This is a genomic window from Serratia marcescens subsp. marcescens ATCC 13880, from assembly GCF_017299535.1.
GTDB lineage: Bacteria > Pseudomonadota > Gammaproteobacteria > Enterobacterales > Enterobacteriaceae > Serratia > Serratia marcescens.
Map to the genome: position 1 here is coordinate 776,360 of NZ_CP071238.1, position 16,554 is coordinate 792,913.

At 60.9% G+C, this 16,554-nt stretch carries 15 protein-coding genes; 14 read left to right on the forward strand and 1 reads right to left on the reverse strand.

Annotation, left to right across the window (positions count from 1 at the left end; all coding sequences use genetic code 11):
- Both ilvN and cra read left to right on the forward strand, forming a co-directional pair.
- Positions 1 to 492, forward strand: coding sequence for an acetolactate synthase small subunit (gene ilvN, locus J0F90_RS03575; RefSeq protein WP_025159637.1), 492 nt, complete (start codon positions 1 to 3; stop codon positions 490 to 492).
- 218 nt (positions 493 to 710) lie between these two features.
- Positions 711 to 1,715 carry a catabolite repressor/activator gene (gene cra, locus J0F90_RS03580; protein ID WP_025301563.1) on the forward strand — a complete coding sequence of 335 codons (1,005 nt, stop codon included), beginning with the start codon at positions 711 to 713 and terminating at the stop codon, positions 1,713 to 1,715.
- 39 nt (positions 1,716 to 1,754) lie between these two features.
- Here cra and J0F90_RS03585 read toward each other — a convergent pair whose 3' ends face one another.
- Positions 1,755 to 2,195 (reverse strand): L-alanine exporter AlaE, encoded by a 441-nt coding sequence (locus J0F90_RS03585; RefSeq protein ID WP_004932798.1) that lies wholly within the window; start codon positions 2,193 to 2,195, stop codon positions 1,755 to 1,757.
- Between the two features lie 862 nt (positions 2,196 to 3,057).
- On the opposite strand from J0F90_RS03585, the gene mraZ reads away from it, so the two are divergent.
- From mraZ to J0F90_RS03645, 12 genes are all read left to right on the forward strand, one after another.
- Positions 3,058 to 3,516, forward strand: coding sequence for a division/cell wall cluster transcriptional repressor MraZ (mraZ, locus tag J0F90_RS03590; protein WP_004932796.1), 459 nt, complete (start codon positions 3,058 to 3,060; stop codon positions 3,514 to 3,516).
- Between the two features lie 2 nt (positions 3,517 to 3,518).
- Positions 3,519 to 4,460, forward strand: a complete 942-nt coding sequence (gene rsmH / locus J0F90_RS03595) for a 16S rRNA (cytosine(1402)-N(4))-methyltransferase RsmH (protein ID WP_004932794.1) — start codon at positions 3,519 to 3,521, stop codon at positions 4,458 to 4,460.
- Positions 4,457 to 4,777, forward strand: coding sequence for a cell division protein FtsL (ftsL, locus tag J0F90_RS03600; protein ID WP_015376645.1), 321 nt, complete (start codon positions 4,457 to 4,459; stop codon positions 4,775 to 4,777). Before rsmH ends, ftsL begins: the two co-directional genes overlap by 4 nt.
- 42 nt (positions 4,778 to 4,819) lie before the next feature.
- A complete protein-coding gene (locus tag J0F90_RS03605; RefSeq protein ID WP_004932790.1) occupies positions 4,820 to 6,583 on the forward strand; it encodes a peptidoglycan glycosyltransferase FtsI in 1,764 nt (587 codons plus the stop codon).
- Positions 6,570 to 8,057, forward strand: coding sequence for a UDP-N-acetylmuramoyl-L-alanyl-D-glutamate--2,6-diaminopimelate ligase (murE, locus tag J0F90_RS03610; protein WP_033641255.1), 1,488 nt, complete (start codon positions 6,570 to 6,572; stop codon positions 8,055 to 8,057). The genes J0F90_RS03605 and murE overlap by 14 nt, the downstream gene beginning before the upstream one ends.
- The gene (murF, locus tag J0F90_RS03615; protein ID WP_028127855.1) at positions 8,054 to 9,415 is read left to right on the forward strand and encodes a UDP-N-acetylmuramoyl-tripeptide--D-alanyl-D-alanine ligase; all 1,362 of its coding nucleotides are present in this window, start codon (positions 8,054 to 8,056) and stop codon (positions 9,413 to 9,415) included. The genes murE and murF overlap by 4 nt, the downstream gene beginning before the upstream one ends.
- A complete protein-coding gene (mraY, locus tag J0F90_RS03620; protein WP_004932782.1) occupies positions 9,409 to 10,491 on the forward strand; it encodes a phospho-N-acetylmuramoyl-pentapeptide-transferase in 1,083 nt (360 codons plus the stop codon). The genes murF and mraY overlap by 7 nt, the downstream gene beginning before the upstream one ends.
- 2 nt (positions 10,492 to 10,493) lie before the next feature.
- Positions 10,494 to 11,813, forward strand: a complete 1,320-nt coding sequence (gene murD / locus J0F90_RS03625) for a UDP-N-acetylmuramoyl-L-alanine--D-glutamate ligase (RefSeq protein WP_033641256.1) — start codon at positions 10,494 to 10,496, stop codon at positions 11,811 to 11,813.
- Positions 11,810 to 13,012 carry a cell division protein FtsW gene (ftsW, locus tag J0F90_RS03630; protein ID WP_015376649.1) on the forward strand — a complete coding sequence of 401 codons (1,203 nt, stop codon included), beginning with the start codon at positions 11,810 to 11,812 and terminating at the stop codon, positions 13,010 to 13,012. Before murD ends, ftsW begins: the two co-directional genes overlap by 4 nt.
- 3 nt (positions 13,013 to 13,015) lie before the next feature.
- Positions 13,016 to 14,080 (forward strand): undecaprenyldiphospho-muramoylpentapeptide beta-N-acetylglucosaminyltransferase, encoded by a 1,065-nt coding sequence (gene murG, locus J0F90_RS03635; RefSeq protein WP_028127853.1) that lies wholly within the window; start codon positions 13,016 to 13,018, stop codon positions 14,078 to 14,080.
- An 84-nt stretch (positions 14,081 to 14,164) separates the two neighbouring features.
- Positions 14,165 to 15,640, forward strand: coding sequence for a UDP-N-acetylmuramate--L-alanine ligase (gene murC, locus J0F90_RS03640; protein ID WP_028127852.1), 1,476 nt, complete (start codon positions 14,165 to 14,167; stop codon positions 15,638 to 15,640).
- Positions 15,633 to 16,553, forward strand: coding sequence for a D-alanine--D-alanine ligase (locus J0F90_RS03645; RefSeq protein ID WP_033641257.1), 921 nt, complete (start codon positions 15,633 to 15,635; stop codon positions 16,551 to 16,553). Before murC ends, J0F90_RS03645 begins: the two co-directional genes overlap by 8 nt.
- Position 16,554 lies beyond the last annotated feature (1 nt).

The window sequence follows — 16,554 nt, forward strand, 5'->3', positions numbered from 1 at the left end:
ATGCGCCGTATTTTATCTGTCTTGCTGGAAAACGAATCCGGCGCCCTCTCGCGCGTGGTGGGGTTGTTCTCCCAGCGTGGTTATAACATTGAGAGCCTGACGGTGGCGCCGACCGACGATCCGACGCTGTCGCGTATGACTATCCAGACCGTCGGCGACGAGAAAGTGCTGGAGCAGATTGAGAAGCAGTTGCACAAGCTGGTGGACGTGCTGCGCGTCAGCGAGCTGGTGCAGGGCGCTCACGTCGAGCGCGAGATCATGCTGGTGAAACTGCAGGCCAGCGGCTACGGCCGTGAAGAGGTGAAGCGCTGCGCCGACATTTTCCGCGGCCAGATCGTCGATGTGACGGCGACGTTGTATACGGTGCAGTTGGCCGGCACCAGCGATAAACTGGACGCCTTCCTGAGTGCGGTGCGAGACGTCGCGGAGATCGTGGAAGTGGCGCGTTCCGGCGTGGTCGGCGTGTCGCGCGGCGACAAAATCATGCGCTGAGCGCGGTTTGGTGGCGAATAATCGGGGCGCGGCATGGCTGCGCCCTTTGTTTTTCGGCATTTTTTTGCCCGATTGCTGGCACCTTTCGGCAAAAGCGGTTGCTAGGTAGTGTTTTCTGCTGTTAGATCGCAGAGGCTGGATTGAATAACCGCACGGGATGTCATGGTTAATCCGAGCACAGCCTTCACTTCTATTTTCAGCGTCATTAAGGGGTTAATGTGAAACTGGATGAAATCGCGCGTCTCGCGGGCGTTTCGCGCACGACGGCCAGTTATGTCATCAACGGAAAGGCGAAGCAGTATCGTGTCAGCGATAAAACCGTCGAGAAAGTGATGGCCGTAGTCAGGGAGCATAACTATCACCCGAATGCCGTCGCGGCAGGGCTGCGCGCCGGGCGCACCCGTTCTATCGGTCTGGTGATCCCGGATCTGGAAAATACCAGCTATACCCGTATCGCCAACTACCTGGAGCGTCAGGCGCGCCAGCGTGGTTATCAATTGCTGATCGCCTGTTCCGAAGATCAGCCGGACAACGAAATGCGCTGTATCGAGCATTTGCTGCAGCGTCAGGTGGACGCCATCATCGTTTCCACCGCCTTGCCGCCGGAGCACCCCTTCTATCAACGCTGGGCCAACGATCCGCTGCCGATCATCGCGCTGGACCGCGCGTTGGATCGCGAACATTTCATCAGCGTCGTCGGGGCCGACGAGGAAGATGCCTTTGCGCTGGCGCAGGAGCTGCGCACCTTCCCGGCTGAATCGGTGCTGTATCTGGGCGCCTTGCCGGAGCTTTCGGTCAGCTTCCTGCGTGAGCAGGGCTTCCGTCAGGCCTGGCAAGAGGATCCCCGCCACGTCGATTACCTGTATGCCAACAGCTATGAGCGTGAAGCCGCCGGCGCGCTGTTTGCCGAATGGCTGAAGACGCACCCGATGCCGCAGGCGCTGTTCACCACCTCGTTCTCGCTGTTGCAGGGCGTGATGGACGTGACGCTGAAGCAACGCGGCCGTTTGCCGACCGATCTGGCGATTGCCACCTTCGGCGACCATGAACTGTTGGATTTCCTGGAGTGCCCGGTGCTCGCGGTGGCGCAGCGCCATCGTGACGTGGCCGAACGCGTGCTGGAGCTGGTGTTGGCCAGCCTGGACGAACCGCGTAAACCCAAGCCGGGATTGACGCGTATTCGCCGCAATCTGTTCCGCCGCGGCAGCCTGAGCCGCAAGTAGTTTGCCTGGCAGGAGCCCCCGCGTTGGCGGGCTCCTGGTTTAGACGTAGTCCGCCACCCGGAACAGCCGCCGGCAGTATTCCAGGAAATAGCCATACACCACGCCCATCGCCATGGAGACCAGCGCATTGCTGGTTACCGCCGCCAGCATTTGTTGGCCGTCGGCGCCTACGCTCCATAGAATGGCGGCATAAACCGGCGACTGGAAGCTGACGTAGGCCAGCAGATCGGCGAGGTTGCGCAGCAGGAACTGGCCGCGCGGGCAGCGGCGCGCCGTGCGGATAAACAGATCGCGATAGCGGCCGTAAGGCCAGGCGATCAGGATGTTGACCGGGATCGACAGCAGGCGCGAAGAGAGGGATTGCTGGAAGCTCATGCCTGAGATCAACACTTCTATCGCCATGCCGGCGATAAAGCAGTACACCACCAGTGCGAACGTATCGGCAGCGGCGCTACGCCAGTGAGTCGCGGGCGAAAGCATGCGTCATCCCCTTTGGTTAAAATTCTGTTAATTTATTAATTATTGGATGTTAAGGCTGGTTTTTTGCCTTTTTTATAGTGTACTAATCTGAATTGTCTTTTTTAACTAGGTTTATATTTTTATTTTTAACATTTGTTCGCTTTTTGTCCCGCAGAACTGGGACATAGGATGGGGCGGAGAGATTAAAATCGGTGTTTTTAAATAAATCGATTAAAAACATAAGGTTGCGATTTTTCGTTTTTGGAGGGGATTTTTTCCGGCAAAAATTGTGGAAATAAAGGTGTAAGAAAATGAAACCATAATTGTAAACAGGTATTTTGGGAATAATCTTACCAAATTGATTTGAATCGAAATTACTTCTGCTCGTAATATCCGAGCCATTTATTTTTATCGCGCCTTCATCACGGCGGTGCAAATTGAAGTAAAATAGCGCCCGGCTTTACGGTGAATAACGATTGAGCGTTATTAACTCAAGGGGTTATGGCCTTATTCCGCGATCGGTTCGCCTGGCGCCGAGCCTTGGCGGGCGCGGCTCGCCAGCGGTTACAGCCCTGAGATTGCCGAGCTGAAAAATGAGACATGGCTTGCAGAAGGAAGTAATGAGTTAATTAATCGCCAGTTCGTCAGGTTTTTAATCAGATTCTTTCCGCTTAGAAAATTCTCTCCGTTTATCATGGTGTTAATTTTTAATCGTCGAATAATCAGAGTTTCTTTCGCGAGTCAGCTCCCAAAATGACCAGAGAAATATTGCCAAAGCGCTGGCGCTCTGGCTTGACAAGGTTTTCATACCCTCCGTAAACTCCATTGTGTGGGAATTTGTGGGGTAAAGTGGTGAAAACGGTCACTAAGGGGTAGCTCAGGAATGTTCCGTGGAGCGACGATGGTCAACCTCGACAGCAAAGGGCGGCTCGCCGTACCTACCCGATATCGGGAATTGCTCAACGAGGAATCGCAAGGCCAAATGGTCTGTACCATTGACCTCCATCAGCCCTGCCTGCTGCTTTATCCTTTGCCCGAATGGGAAATTATTGAACAAAAATTATCACGTCTGTCGAGCATGAATCCCGCCGAGCGCCGCGTTCAGCGCCTGCTGCTGGGGCATGCCAGTGAGTGTCAGATGGATAGTGCCGGTCGTTTGCTGTTAGCCAGTACGCTGCGGCAACACGCCGGGCTCACGAAAGAAGTGATGCTGGTCGGTCAGTTCAACAAGTTTGAACTGTGGGATGAACAGACCTGGTATCAACAAGTCAAGGATGATATTGACGCTGAACAGTCGACTCAGGAACCGTTGTCTGAGCGGCTACAGGACTTGTCGCTATAAGCATGTTGGAAAACTATAAACACACCACCGTCCTGCTGGACGAAGCCGTCAACGGCCTCAACATCCGCAGCAACGGCATATATATCGACGGTACTTTTGGTCGCGGTGGCCATTCTCGTCTGATTCTGTCCCAACTGGGGCCGGAAGGGCGCTTGCTGGCGATTGACCGTGATCCTCAGGCGATTGCAGCCGCCAAATCTATTGAAGATCCTCGTTTTACCATCGTACACGGCCCATTTTCCGAGTTGTCGCACTATGTGCGGGAGCGCGAGCTGGTGGGCAAGATCGACGGCGTTCTGCTCGATCTGGGCGTTTCCTCGCCGCAGCTTGACGACGCGGAGCGCGGATTCTCCTTTATGCGCGACGGTCCGCTGGACATGCGCATGGATCCGTCCACCGGCCTGTCCGCCGCCGAATGGCTGATGAAGGCCGAAGCGGACGATATCGCCTGGGTGCTGAAAACCTTTGGCGAAGAGCGTTTTGCCAAGCGCATCGCGCGCGCCATCGTGGAAAGAAACCGCGTGGAGCCGATGACGCGCACCAAAGAGCTGGCGGATCTGATCGCCGATGCCAGCCCGTTCCGTGAAAAGCACAAGCATCCGGCGACGCGCAGCTTCCAGGCGATCCGCATCTATATCAACAGCGAGCTGGAAGAGATCGAGCGTGCGCTCGACGGCGCGCTGGAAGTGCTGGCCCCGCAGGGCCGTTTGTCGATCATCAGCTTCCACTCGCTGGAAGACCGCATCGTCAAACGCTTTATGCGTCACCACAGCCGCGGCGCTCAGGTGCCGGCGGGCATTCCGTTGACCGAAGAGCAGCTGCGCGGCATGGGCGGCCGGACGCTGAAAGCGCTGGGCAAAATGATGCCGTCGGAAGCGGAAGTGGCGGACAACCCGCGTGCGCGCAGCTCGGTGCTGCGTATTGCTGAGAGGATGCCCGCGTGATCGGCAACGAACGTCACGGTTTGGTCGGGGTGATTGGCGGCGATCTGCTGCGCAATGCCAAGATCCCCCTGATTTTACTGATTGCGTCACTGGTTTCCGCGATTTTCGTGGTGACTACCGCGCACCGCACCCGCCTGCTGACCGCCGAGCGCGAACAGTTGGTTCTGGAGCGCGATGCGCTGGATATCGAGTGGCGCAACCTGATTTTAGAAGAGAACGCCCTCGGCGATCACAGCCGGGTTGAACGTATCGCGACAGAAAAACTGCAGATGCAACACGTTGATCCATCGCAGGAAAATATCATCGTTAAACAATGAATGGTTTAACCGGAATAATGACACGGAGTAGAAAGGAAACGCATGAAAGCAGCGCGCCCCGGTAAGTTGAGACGCCAGGAAGATCAGGCCAGCTTTGTCAGCTGGCGTTTTGCGTTGCTGTGCGGCTGCATTTTGCTGGCGATGGTTGGCCTGATGTTGCGCGTCGCGTACCTGCAGGTCATCAACCCCGATCGTCTGGTGAAAGAAGGCGACATGCGTTCGCTGCGCGTGCAGGAAGTGCCGACCGCGCGCGGTATGATCAGCGATCGCGCCGGCCGTCCATTGGCGGTCAGTGTGCCGGTGAATGCGGTGTGGGCCGATCCGAAAGAGCTGAACGAGCGCGGCGGCATCACGCTGGACAGCCGCTGGAAAGCGCTTTCCGATGCGCTCAACATCCCGCTGGACCAGCTTTCCAACCGCATCAACGCCAACCCGAAAGGGCGCTTCGTTTATCTGGCGCGCCAGGTTAACCCGGCGATCGGCGATTACATTCACAAACTCAAGCTGCCGGGGATCTACCTGCGGCAGGAGTCGCGCCGTTACTACCCGGCGGGGCAGGTGACGTCGCACATCATCGGCGTGACCAACATCGACGGGCAAGGTATCGAAGGCGTCGAGAAGAGCTTCGACCGCTGGCTGACCGGGCAACCGGGCGAGAGAACGGTGCGTAAGGACCGCTTCGGTCGGGTGATCGAAGATATTTCCTCCGTCGACAGTCAGGCGGCGCACAACCTGGTGCTGAGCGTCGATGAGCGCCTGCAGGCGCTGGTGTATCGCGAGCTGAACAACGCGGTGGCGTTCAACAAGGCCGAATCGGGCACTGCGGTGCTGATCGACGTGAACACCGGCGAAGTGCTGGCGATGGCCAACAGCCCGTCTTACAACCCGAACAACATGGCCGGTACGCCGAAAGAAACCATGCGTAACCGCGCCATCACCGATATTTTTGAACCCGGTTCAACCGTGAAGCCGATGGTGGTGATGACCGCGCTGCAAAACGGCGTGGTGAGAGAAAACAGCGTGCTGAACACCATCCCGTACCGCATTCAGGGCCACGAGATCAAAGACGTGGCGCGGTACTCGGAGCTGTCATTGACCGGGATCTTGCAGAAGTCGAGTAACGTCGGTGTTTCAAAGCTGGCGTTAGCGATGCCGTCCTCAGCGTTAGTAGATACTTACTCTCGTTTTGGGCTGGGAAAAGCGACCAATTTGGGGCTGGTCGGAGAAAGCAGTGGCATATACCCAAAAAAACAACGGTGGTCTGACATAGAGAGGGCCACCTTCTCTTTCGGCTACGGGCTGATGGTAACTCCGTTACAGTTGGCGCGAGTCTATGCAACGATCGGCAGCCTGGGCGTGTATCGCCCATTGTCGATCACCAAGGTTGACCCTCCGGTCGCCGGCGAACGCGTTTTCCCTGAACCTCTGGTGCGCACCGTGGTGCACATGATGGAAAGCGTGGCCTTGCCGGGCGGCGGCGGCGTGAAAGCCGCCATCAAGGGATACCGTATCGCCATCAAAACCGGTACCGCGAAAAAAGTGGGCCCGGACGGCAAATACGTCAACCGATACATCGCTTATACCGCCGGCGTCGCGCCGGCAAGTAACCCCCGTTTTGCCCTGGTGGTCGTCATCAACGACCCGCAGGGTGGGAAATACTATGGTGGCGCAATCTCCGCGCCGGTGTTCGGCGCCATCATGGGCGGCGTATTGCGCACCATGAACGTCGAGCCTGACGCGTTGCCCACCGGTGACAAAAGCGAATTAGTGATTAACAAGAAAGAGGGTTCAGGTGGCAGATCGTAATTTGCGCGACTTACTCGCCCCGTGGGTGCCGACGGCACCCGGGCGCGCGCTGCGGGAAATGACATTAGACAGCCGCGTGGCGGCTGCCGGGGATCTGTTTGTCGCCGTGGTCGGCCATCAAACGGATGGACGCCGCTATATTCCGCAGGCCATCGCGCAGGGCGTCGCCGCTGTGATCGCCGAGGCTGACGGTCAGGCCGAAGATGGCGCCATCGTTGAGATGCACGGCGTGCCGGTGATCTACCTGAGCCAACTGAACCAGCGCCTTTCCGCGCTGGCCGGGCGTTTTTACCACCAGCCGGGCGAGCGTCTGCGCCTGGTCGGCGTGACCGGCACCAACGGCAAAACCACCACCACGCAACTGCTGGCGCAGTGGAGCCAACTGCTGGGCGAAACCAGCGCGGTAATGGGCACCGTCGGCAACGGCCTGCTGGGCCAGGTGTGTCCGACGGAGAATACCACCGGTTCTGCGGTGGATGTTCAACACGTATTAAACGAGTTGGCGGAACAGGGCGCGACCTTCGCCGCGATGGAAGTCTCATCCCACGGTCTGGTGCAACATCGGGTGGCGGCGCTGCCGTTCGCTGCGGCGGTTTTCACCAACCTGAGCCGCGATCACCTGGATTATCACGGTGACATGGCCAATTACGAAGCGGCCAAATGGTCGCTGTTCGCCGCCCACAACGTGGGGCAGGCGATCATCAACGCCGACGATGAAGTCGGCCAGCGCTGGCTGAGCAAGCTGCCGGATGCGGTAGCGGTGACGATGCAGGACAACCTGCAGCCGGGTTGCCACGGCCGCTGGCTGAAAACCACGGCGGTCGACTATCACGACAACGGCGCCACGGTTCGTTTCAGCTCCAGCTGGGGCGACGGCGAGATCGAAAGCCGCCTGATGGGCGCTTTCAACGTCAGCAACCTGCTGTTGGCCTTGGCGACGCTGCTGTCGTTGGGCTACCCGCTGGAGGCGCTGGTGGAAACCGGCAGCCGTCTGCAGCCGGTCTGCGGCCGCATGGAAGTGTTTAACGCGCCGGGCAAACCGACGGTCGTGGTGGATTACGCCCACACGCCGGATGCGCTGGAGAAAGCGCTGGAGGCCGCGCGCCTGCACTGCCAGAGGCAGCTGTGGTGCGTGTTCGGCTGCGGCGGCGATCGCGACAAGGGCAAACGTCCGCTGATGGGCGGCATCGCCGAGCAGTTCGCCGATCGCGTGGTGATCACCGATGACAACCCGCGGACCGAAGAGCCGCGCGCGATTATCAACGACATCCTGACCGGATTGCTGGACGCCGGGCAGGCGCTGGTGATCCACGGCCGCGCCGAAGCGGTGACCAGCGCCATCATGCAGGCGCAGGAGCAGGATGTGGTGTTGGTGGCGGGCAAAGGCCACGAAGATTATCAGCTGGTGGGCAACCGCCGCCTGGATTATTCCGACCGCACGACGGTCGCACGGCTGCTGGGGGTGCTGGCATGATCCCTGTCTCTCTTCAGACACTGGCTGAGGTATTGAGCGCTGAACTGATCGGCGCCGATTGCCAAATTGTCGAGGTGACGACAGACACCCGCAAGGTGACCGCCGGTTGCCTGTTTGTAGCGCTGAAAGGCGAGCGTTTCGACGCTCACGACTTCGCGGCGGATGCCGTAGCCGCAGGCGCCGGGGCGTTGCTGGTCAGTAAGCGCTTATTGGTGGACGCGCCGCAGCTGGTGGTGAAAGACACCCGTCTGGCGCTGGGGCAGCTTGGCGCCTGGGTGCGTCAACAGGTGCCTGCGCGCGTGGTGGCCCTGACCGGCTCCTCGGGCAAGACATCGGTGAAAGAAATGACCGCCGCCATTCTGCGGGAATGCGGCGAAGTGCTGTATACCGCCGGCAACTTCAATAACGACATCGGCGTGCCGCTGACGCTGTTGCGTCTGGAGCCGCAGCATGATTTTGCCGTGATAGAGCTGGGCGCTAACCACATTGGCGAAATTGCTTACACCACCGCATTGACGCGTCCGCAGACCGCTTTGGTGAACAACCTGGCGGCAGCGCACCTGGAAGGCTTCGGCTCGCTGGCCGGCGTCGCCCAGGCGAAAGGTGAAATCTTTACCGGCCTGCCGGCCGACGGCGTGGCGATAATCAACGCCGATAACAACGACTGGCCGCACTGGCAGAGCATGCTGGGCGGCAAAACCGTCTGGCGCTTCTCGCCGCAGGCCGCCGAAGGCGTGGACTTCTTCGCGGACGACGTGCGGGTGAACGGCGCAGGCACGCAGTTTACGTTGCACAGCCCGTTCGGCACCGCCGAGATCGCGCTGCCGCTGCCGGGGCGCCACAACGTGGCCAACGCGCTGGCGGCCACGGCGCTGGCGATGTCGGTGGGCGCCACCCTCGAAGCGGTGCGTCAGGGGTTGAAGCAATTGCAGGCGGTGCCGGGGCGTTTGTTCCCGGTGGCGCTGGCCGAAGACAAGCTGCTGCTGGATGACAGCTATAACGCCAACGTCGGGTCGATGACCGCGGCGGCGCAGGTGCTGGCGGAAATGCCGGGCTATCGCGTGATGGTGGTCGGCGATATGGCCGAGCTGGGCGCAGAAGCGGAAGAGTGCCACCGTCAGGTGGGTGAAGCCGCCCGTCTGGCCGGGGTCGACAAAGTGATCAGCGTCGGCGGGTTGAGCCGCGTGCTGAGCGAAGCCTCCGGCAATGGCGAACATTATCAGGACAAGACAGCAGTGATCGCGCGCGTGGCGGAATTACTGTCGGAACATGCGGTCATCACCGTGTTAATCAAAGGTTCACGTAGTGCCGCAATGGAGCAGGTAGTACGCGCGTTACAGGAGAAAGCACCATGTTAGTTTGGCTGGCCGAGCATTTGGTCAAGTATTACTCAGGCTTCAACGTCTTTTCTTATCTGACGTTCCGAGCCATTGTCAGCCTGCTGACCGCGCTGTTCCTGTCGCTGTGGATGGGCCCGCGGGTGATCAAGCGTCTGCAAGAAATGTCCTTCGGCCAGGTGGTGCGTAACGACGGCCCCGAGTCGCACTTCAGCAAGCGCGGCACGCCGACCATGGGCGGTATCATGATCCTGACCTCCATCACCATTTCGGTGCTGATGTGGGCCTACCCGTCCAACCCGTATGTCTGGTGCGTGCTGTTTGTGCTGGTGGGTTACGGCATCGTCGGTTTTGTCGACGACTACCGCAAGGTGGTGCGTAAGGACACCAAAGGGCTGATCGCCCGCTGGAAGTATTTCTGGCAGTCGGTGATTGCGCTGATTGTCGCATTCGCCATGTACGCCGTAGGAAAAGACACGCCAGCCACCGAGCTGGTTGTGCCGTTCTTTAAGGACGTGATGCCGCAGCTGGGCTTGCTGTACATCCTGCTGGCCTATTTCGTCATCGTCGGCACCAGTAACGCGGTCAACCTGACCGACGGTCTGGACGGCCTGGCGATTATGCCGACGGTATTCGTGGCGGCCGGTTTCGCGCTGGTAGCCTGGGCGACCGGTAACATGAACTTCGCCAACTACCTGCATATTCCGTATCTGCGTCATGCCGGTGAGTTGGTGATCGTCTGCACCGCCATCGTCGGCGCCGGCCTCGGGTTCCTGTGGTTCAATACCTACCCGGCTCAGGTGTTTATGGGCGACGTCGGTTCGCTGGCGCTGGGCGGCGCGCTGGGCACCATCGCGGTGCTGCTGCGCCAAGAGTTCTTGTTGGTGATCATGGGCGGCGTGTTCGTGGTAGAGACGCTGTCGGTGATCCTGCAGGTGGGATCGTTCAAGCTGCGCGGACAACGCATTTTCCGCATGGCGCCGATTCACCACCACTATGAATTGAAAGGCTGGCCGGAGCCGCGCGTGATCGTGCGCTTCTGGATCATTTCGCTGATGCTGGTGCTGATTGGCCTGGCAACGCTGAAGGTGCGTTAATCATGGCAGACTATCAGGGTAGAAAAATCGTCATCATCGGGTTGGGCCTCACCGGCCTGTCCTGTGTCGATTTCTTCATGGCGCGCGGCGTGACGCCGCGCGTGATGGATACCCGTATCGCGCCGCCAGGGTTGGACAAACTGCCTGAAAGTGTGGAGCGCCATCTGGGTGATTTGAATCAGGACTGGCTGCTGGCGGCGGATCTGATCGTCGCCAGCCCGGGCGTCGCGCTGGCGACCCCGGCATTGAGCGCCGCGGCTGACGCCGGCGTGGAAATCGTCGGCGATGTTGAGCTGTTCTGCCGCGAGGCGCAGGCGCCGATCGTGGCGATCACCGGCTCCAACGGCAAAAGCACCGTCACCACCCTGGTGGGCGAGATGGCGAAAGCCGCCGGTTGGGCGGTGGGCGTGGGCGGCAATATCGGCCTGCCGGCGCTGAGCCTGCTGCGCCAGGAATGCCAGCTGTACGTGCTGGAGCTGTCCAGCTTCCAGCTGGAAACGACCCATAGCCTGCGGGCGGCGGCGGCGACCATCCTGAACGTGACCGAAGATCATATGGATCGCTATCCGTTCGGCCTGCAGCAGTATCGCGGCGCCAAGCTGCGCGTGTATGAAAACGCCGCCGTGTGCGTGGTGAACGCGGATGATGCGCTGACCATGCCGGTGCGCGGCGCCGACGAGCGCTGCGTCAGCTTCGGCGCCGACGTTGGCGACTATCACCTGAACCGTCAGCAGGGGGAAACCTGGCTGCGGGTGCGCGGTGACAAGGTGCTGAATACGCGCGAGATGAAACTGACCGGCCGCCACAACTACACCAACGCCCTGGCGGCGCTGGCGTTGGCGGATGCGGTCAATATCCCGCGCGCGTCCAGCCTGAAGGCGCTGACCACCTTCACCGGCCTGGCGCACCGCTTCCAGCTGGCCTGGGAGAGCAACGGCGTGCGTTGGATCAACGATTCCAAAGCCACCAACGTCGGCAGCACCGAAGCGGCGCTGAACGGCCTGCAGGTGGACGGCACGCTGCATCTGCTGCTGGGCGGCGACGGCAAGTCCGCCGATTTCTCGCCGCTGGCGCGCTATCTGCAGGGCGACAACGTGCGTCTGTATTGCTTTGGCCGCGACGGCGCCCAGCTGGCGCAGCTGCGGCCGGAAGTGGCGACGCTGACCGAGACCATGGAGCAGGCGATGCGCACCATCGCCGGCCGCGTACAGCCCGGCGATATGGTGTTGTTGTCGCCGGCCTGCGCCAGTCTCGATCAGTTCCGTAATTTTGAAGTGCGCGGCGATGAGTTCGCCCGCCTGGCGCAGGAGCTTGGCGGATGAAACTACGCTTGCCGAACTTCGGGCTGACAGAACGGCTGAAAGACTGGGTGACCGGCGCGCGCGACAACGACGCGGTCAACATGGTGCTGTACGATCGCACCCTGCTGTGGCTGACCTTCGGGTTGGCGATCATCGGCTTCGTGATGGTGACTTCGGCGTCGATGCCGATCGGCCAACGCCTGGCGGACGATCCGTTCCTGTTCGCCAAACGTGATGCGTTGTACCTCGGCCTGGCGTTCGGTCTGTCGCTGGTGACGCTGCGCATCCCAATGGAAGTTTGGCAGCGCTACAGCAACGTAATGCTGCTGATGTCGATCGTGATGCTGCTGATCGTCCTGGTGGTGGGGAGCTCGGTAAACGGGGCCTCGCGTTGGATCGCGCTCGGCCCGCTGCGTATTCAGCCCGCAGAGCTGTCTAAGCTGTCGCTGTTCTGCTACCTGGCGAGCTATCTGGTGCGCAAGGTGGAAGAGGTGCGCAGCAACTTCTGGGGCTTTTGTAAGCCGATGGGCGTGATGGTGGTGCTGGCGGTGCTGCTGCTGGCGCAGCCGGACCTCGGTACCGTGGTGGTGCTGTTCATCACCACGCTGGCGATGCTGTTCCTGGCCGGCGCGAAAATGTGGCAGTTCCTGGCGATCATCGGCTCCGGCGTGTTCGCCGTGGTGCTGCTGATTATCGCGGAACCGTACCGTATGCGCCGCGTGACCTCGTTCTGGAACCCGTGGGCCGACCCGTTCGGCAGCGGCTACCAGTTGACCCAGTCGCTGATGGCATTCGGCCGCGGTGAGTTCTGGGGGCAGGGGCTCGGCAACTCGGTGCAGAAACTGGAGTATTTGCCGGAAGCGCATACCGACTTCATCTTCTCCATTTTGGGTGAAGAACTGGGCTATATCGGTGTGGTTTTAGCCCTGTTAATGGTATTCTTCGTCGCTTTTCGCGCGATGTCCATCGGGCGCCGCGCGCTGGAGATCGACCAACGCTTCTCCGGCTTCCTGGCCTGCGCGATCGGCGTGTGGTTCAGCTTCCAGGCGCTGGTTAACGTCGGCGCCGCCGCGGGCATGCTGCCGACCAAAGGTCTGACGCTGCCGCTGATCAGTTACGGCGGCTCGAGCTTGCTGATTATGTCGACGGCGATCGTGCTGTTGCTGCGAATTGATTATGAAACGCGCCTGACCAAGGCTCAGGCGTTTGTGAAGAGGTAAGGGATGAGCGGGAAACCTAAGCGTTTAATGGTGATGGCAGGCGGTACCGGCGGGCACGTGTTCCCGGGGCTGGCGGTCGCGCATCATCTGATGGCGCAGGGCTGGCAGGTGCGCTGGCTCGGAACCGCAGACCGAATGGAAGCCGATCTGGTGCCGAAGCACGGGATCGAGATTGATTTTATCCGCATCTCCGGCCTGCGCGGCAAGGGCCTGAAGGCCCAGTTGACGGCGCCGCTGCGGATCTGGCAGGCGGTGCGGCAGGCGAAAGCCATTATGCGCAGCTATCAGCCGGATGTGGTGCTGGGGATGGGCGGTTACGTTTCCGGCCCCGGCGGTCTGGCGGCCTGGCAGTGCGGCATCCCGGTGGTGCTGCACGAGCAGAACGGCATCGCCGGCTTGACCAACCGCTGGCTGGCGCGCATCGCCGCCAAAGTGATGCAGGCCTTCCCCGGCGCGTTCCCGAACGCCGAGGTGGTGGGCAACCCGGTGCGTACCGATGTGTTGGCGCTGCCACTGCCGGCGGAGCGGTTGCAAGGGCGCGAAGGCCCGATCCGTGTGTTGGTGATTGGCGGAAGTCAGGGCGCGCGCGTGCTGAATCAGACAGTTCCTGAAGTCGCGGCGCGTTTGGGCGATAGAATTACGCTCTGGCATCAGGTTGGCAAGGGCGCGCTGGAAACGGTGCTGCGCGACTACGAGAGGGTAGGGCAGACGCAGCACAAGGTGACCGAGTTCATCGACGACATGGCCGCCGCCTATGCCTGGGCCGACGTGGTGGTCTGCCGCTCCGGCGCGTTGACCGTCAGCGAAATCGCGGCGGCGGGGCTGCCGGCGATCTTCGTGCCGTTCATGCACAAGGATCGTCAACAGTACTGGAACGCACGCCCGCTGGAAGAAGCCGGCGCGGCGAAGATTATCGAACAGCCGCAGTTCAACGCCGATGTGGTGGCCGAACTGCTGGCGAGCTGGGATCGCAAGACGCTGCTGGCCATGGCCGAGAAAGCGCGCGCGGTCGCCATTCCGGACGCCACCGAGCGCGTGGCGGCGGAGCTGGTGCGGCTCGCCAGGTAACGAGTGCAGGGGTTCGGCGCGCCGAACCTGAATAAAAGCAATGTGATGTAGGGCCGGGGTACCGGATCCGGATTAGAGAGAGTGATGAATACACAACAACTGGCGAAACTACGTACTATCGTGCCCGAGATGCGTCGCGTCCGGCACATTCACTTTGTCGGCATCGGTGGTGCCGGCATGGGTGGTATCGCCGAAGTGTTGGCAAACGAAGGGTATCAGATCAGCGGCTCCGACCTGGCGCCGAATCCGGTGACCCAACAGTTGAGCGCGCTCGGGGCGACGATTTACTTCAATCACCGTCCGGAAAACGTGCTGGATGCGAGCGTGGTGGTGGTGTCTACCGCCATCTCCGCCGACAACCCGGAGATCGTCGCCGCTCGTGAAGCGCGCATCCCGGTGATCCGCCGCGCTGAAATGCTGGCGGAGCTGATGCGTTTTCGCCACGGCATTGCTATCGCCGGCACGCACGGCAAAACCACCACCACGGCGATGGTCTCGAGCATTTATGCCGAAGCCCGCCTGGACCCGACCTTCGTCAATGGCGGGCTGGTGAAGGCGGCAGGCACCCACGCACGACTGGGGTCCAGCCGTTATCTGATCGCGGAAGCGGATGAGAGCGATGCGTCGTTCCTGCACCTGCAGCCGATGGTGGCCGTGGTCACCAACATCGAAGCCGACCATATGGACACTTACCAGGGCGACTTCGAGAACCTGAAGCAGACGTTTATCAATTTCTTGCACAACCTGCCGTTCTACGGCCGTGCGGTGATGTGCATCGACGATCCGGTAGTGCGCGAGCTGTTGCCGCGCGTGGGTCGCCATATCACCACTTATGGCTTCAGTGAAGATGCCGACGTGCGCATCGAAGACTACCGGCAGATTGGGCCGCAGGGGCACTTTACCCTGAGCCGTCAGGACAAGCCGTTGCTGACGGTGACGCTGAACGCGCCGGGCCGCCACAATGCGTTGAACGCGGCGGCGGCGGTAGCGGTAGCGACCGAAGAAGGCATCGACGACGAAGATATCCTGCGCGCGCTGGCGGGCTTCCAGGGTACCGGGCGCCGCTTCGATTTCCTCGGCGAGTTCCCGCTGGAGCCGGTCAACGGCAAAGCGGGCAGCGCGATGCTGGTGGACGACTACGGCCACCATCCGACCGAAGTGGACGCCACGCTGAAGGCGGCGCGCGCCGGTTGGCCGGACAAGCGTCTGGTGATGATCTTCCAGCCGCACCGCTACACGCGTACTCGCGATCTGTACGACGATTTCGCCAACGTGCTGTCGCAGGTGGATGTGCTGCTGATGCTCGACGTGTACGCCGCCGGCGAAGCGCCGATCCCGGGCGCGGACAGCCGCTCGCTGTGCCGCACCATCCGCAGCCGCGGCAAGCTGGATCCGATCCTGGTTTCCGATGCCGATAGCGTGCCGGAAACGCTGGCGCAGCTGCTGCAGGATGAAGACCTGGTGCTGGTGCAGGGCGCCGGTAACGTGGGCAAAATCGCCCGTAAACTGGCCGAGCTGAAGCTGCAGCCGCCGAAGAAAGAGGAGGAGCACCATGGCTGATAAAGTTGCAGTTCTGCTGGGCGGCACCTCCGCTGAACGTGACGTTTCTCTGCAATCCGGCGCCGCGGTGCTGGCCGGGTTGCGCGAAGCCGGTATCGATGCGCACGGCGTCGATACCCGCGATTTCCCGGTGACCCAGCTGAAAGAGCAGGGGTTCACCAAAGTGTTTATCGCGCTGCACGGCCGCGGCGGCGAGGATGGCACCCTGCAGGGGCTGCTGGAGTTCCTCGAGCTGCCTTATACCGGCAGCGGCGTGATGGCCTCGGCGCTGACTATGGACAAATGGCGCACCAAGATGGTGTGGCAGTCGATGGGCTTGCCGGTGGCGCCTTACGTGGCGTTGAATCGCCAGCTGTACTTAGGCGCCGAAAAAGCGGCGCTGCTGGCGCGCGTGGCGGATCTCGGTTTGCCGCTGATCGTCAAGCCGAGCCGTGAAGGCTCCAGCGTCGGCATGAGCAAGGTCACCGAGAGCGCTGCGTTGGAAGCGGCGTTGGAAGAAGCCTTCCGCCATGACGACGATGTGTTGGTGGAGAAGTGGTTGAGCGGGCCGGAATACACCGTGGCGATGCTGGGCGACCAGGTGCTGCCGTCGATCCGCATCCAGCCGGCCGGCGTGTTTTACGACTACCAGGCCAAGTACATTTCGGACGATACGCAGTACTTCTGCCCGAGCGGTTTGAGCGCCGAGCAGGAAGCCGAGATGGCGGCATTGGCGCTGCGCGCCTACCGCGGTCTGGACTGCAGCGGCTGGGGCCGCGTCGACGTGATGCAAGACAGCGATGGCAGCTTCTATCTGCTTGAGGTGAACACCTCTCCGGGCATGACCAGTCATAGCCTGGTGCCGATGGCGGCGCGCCAGTTTGGATTAAGCTTCTCGCAGCTAGTGGCGAGAATTTTGGAGTTGGCCGACTGAT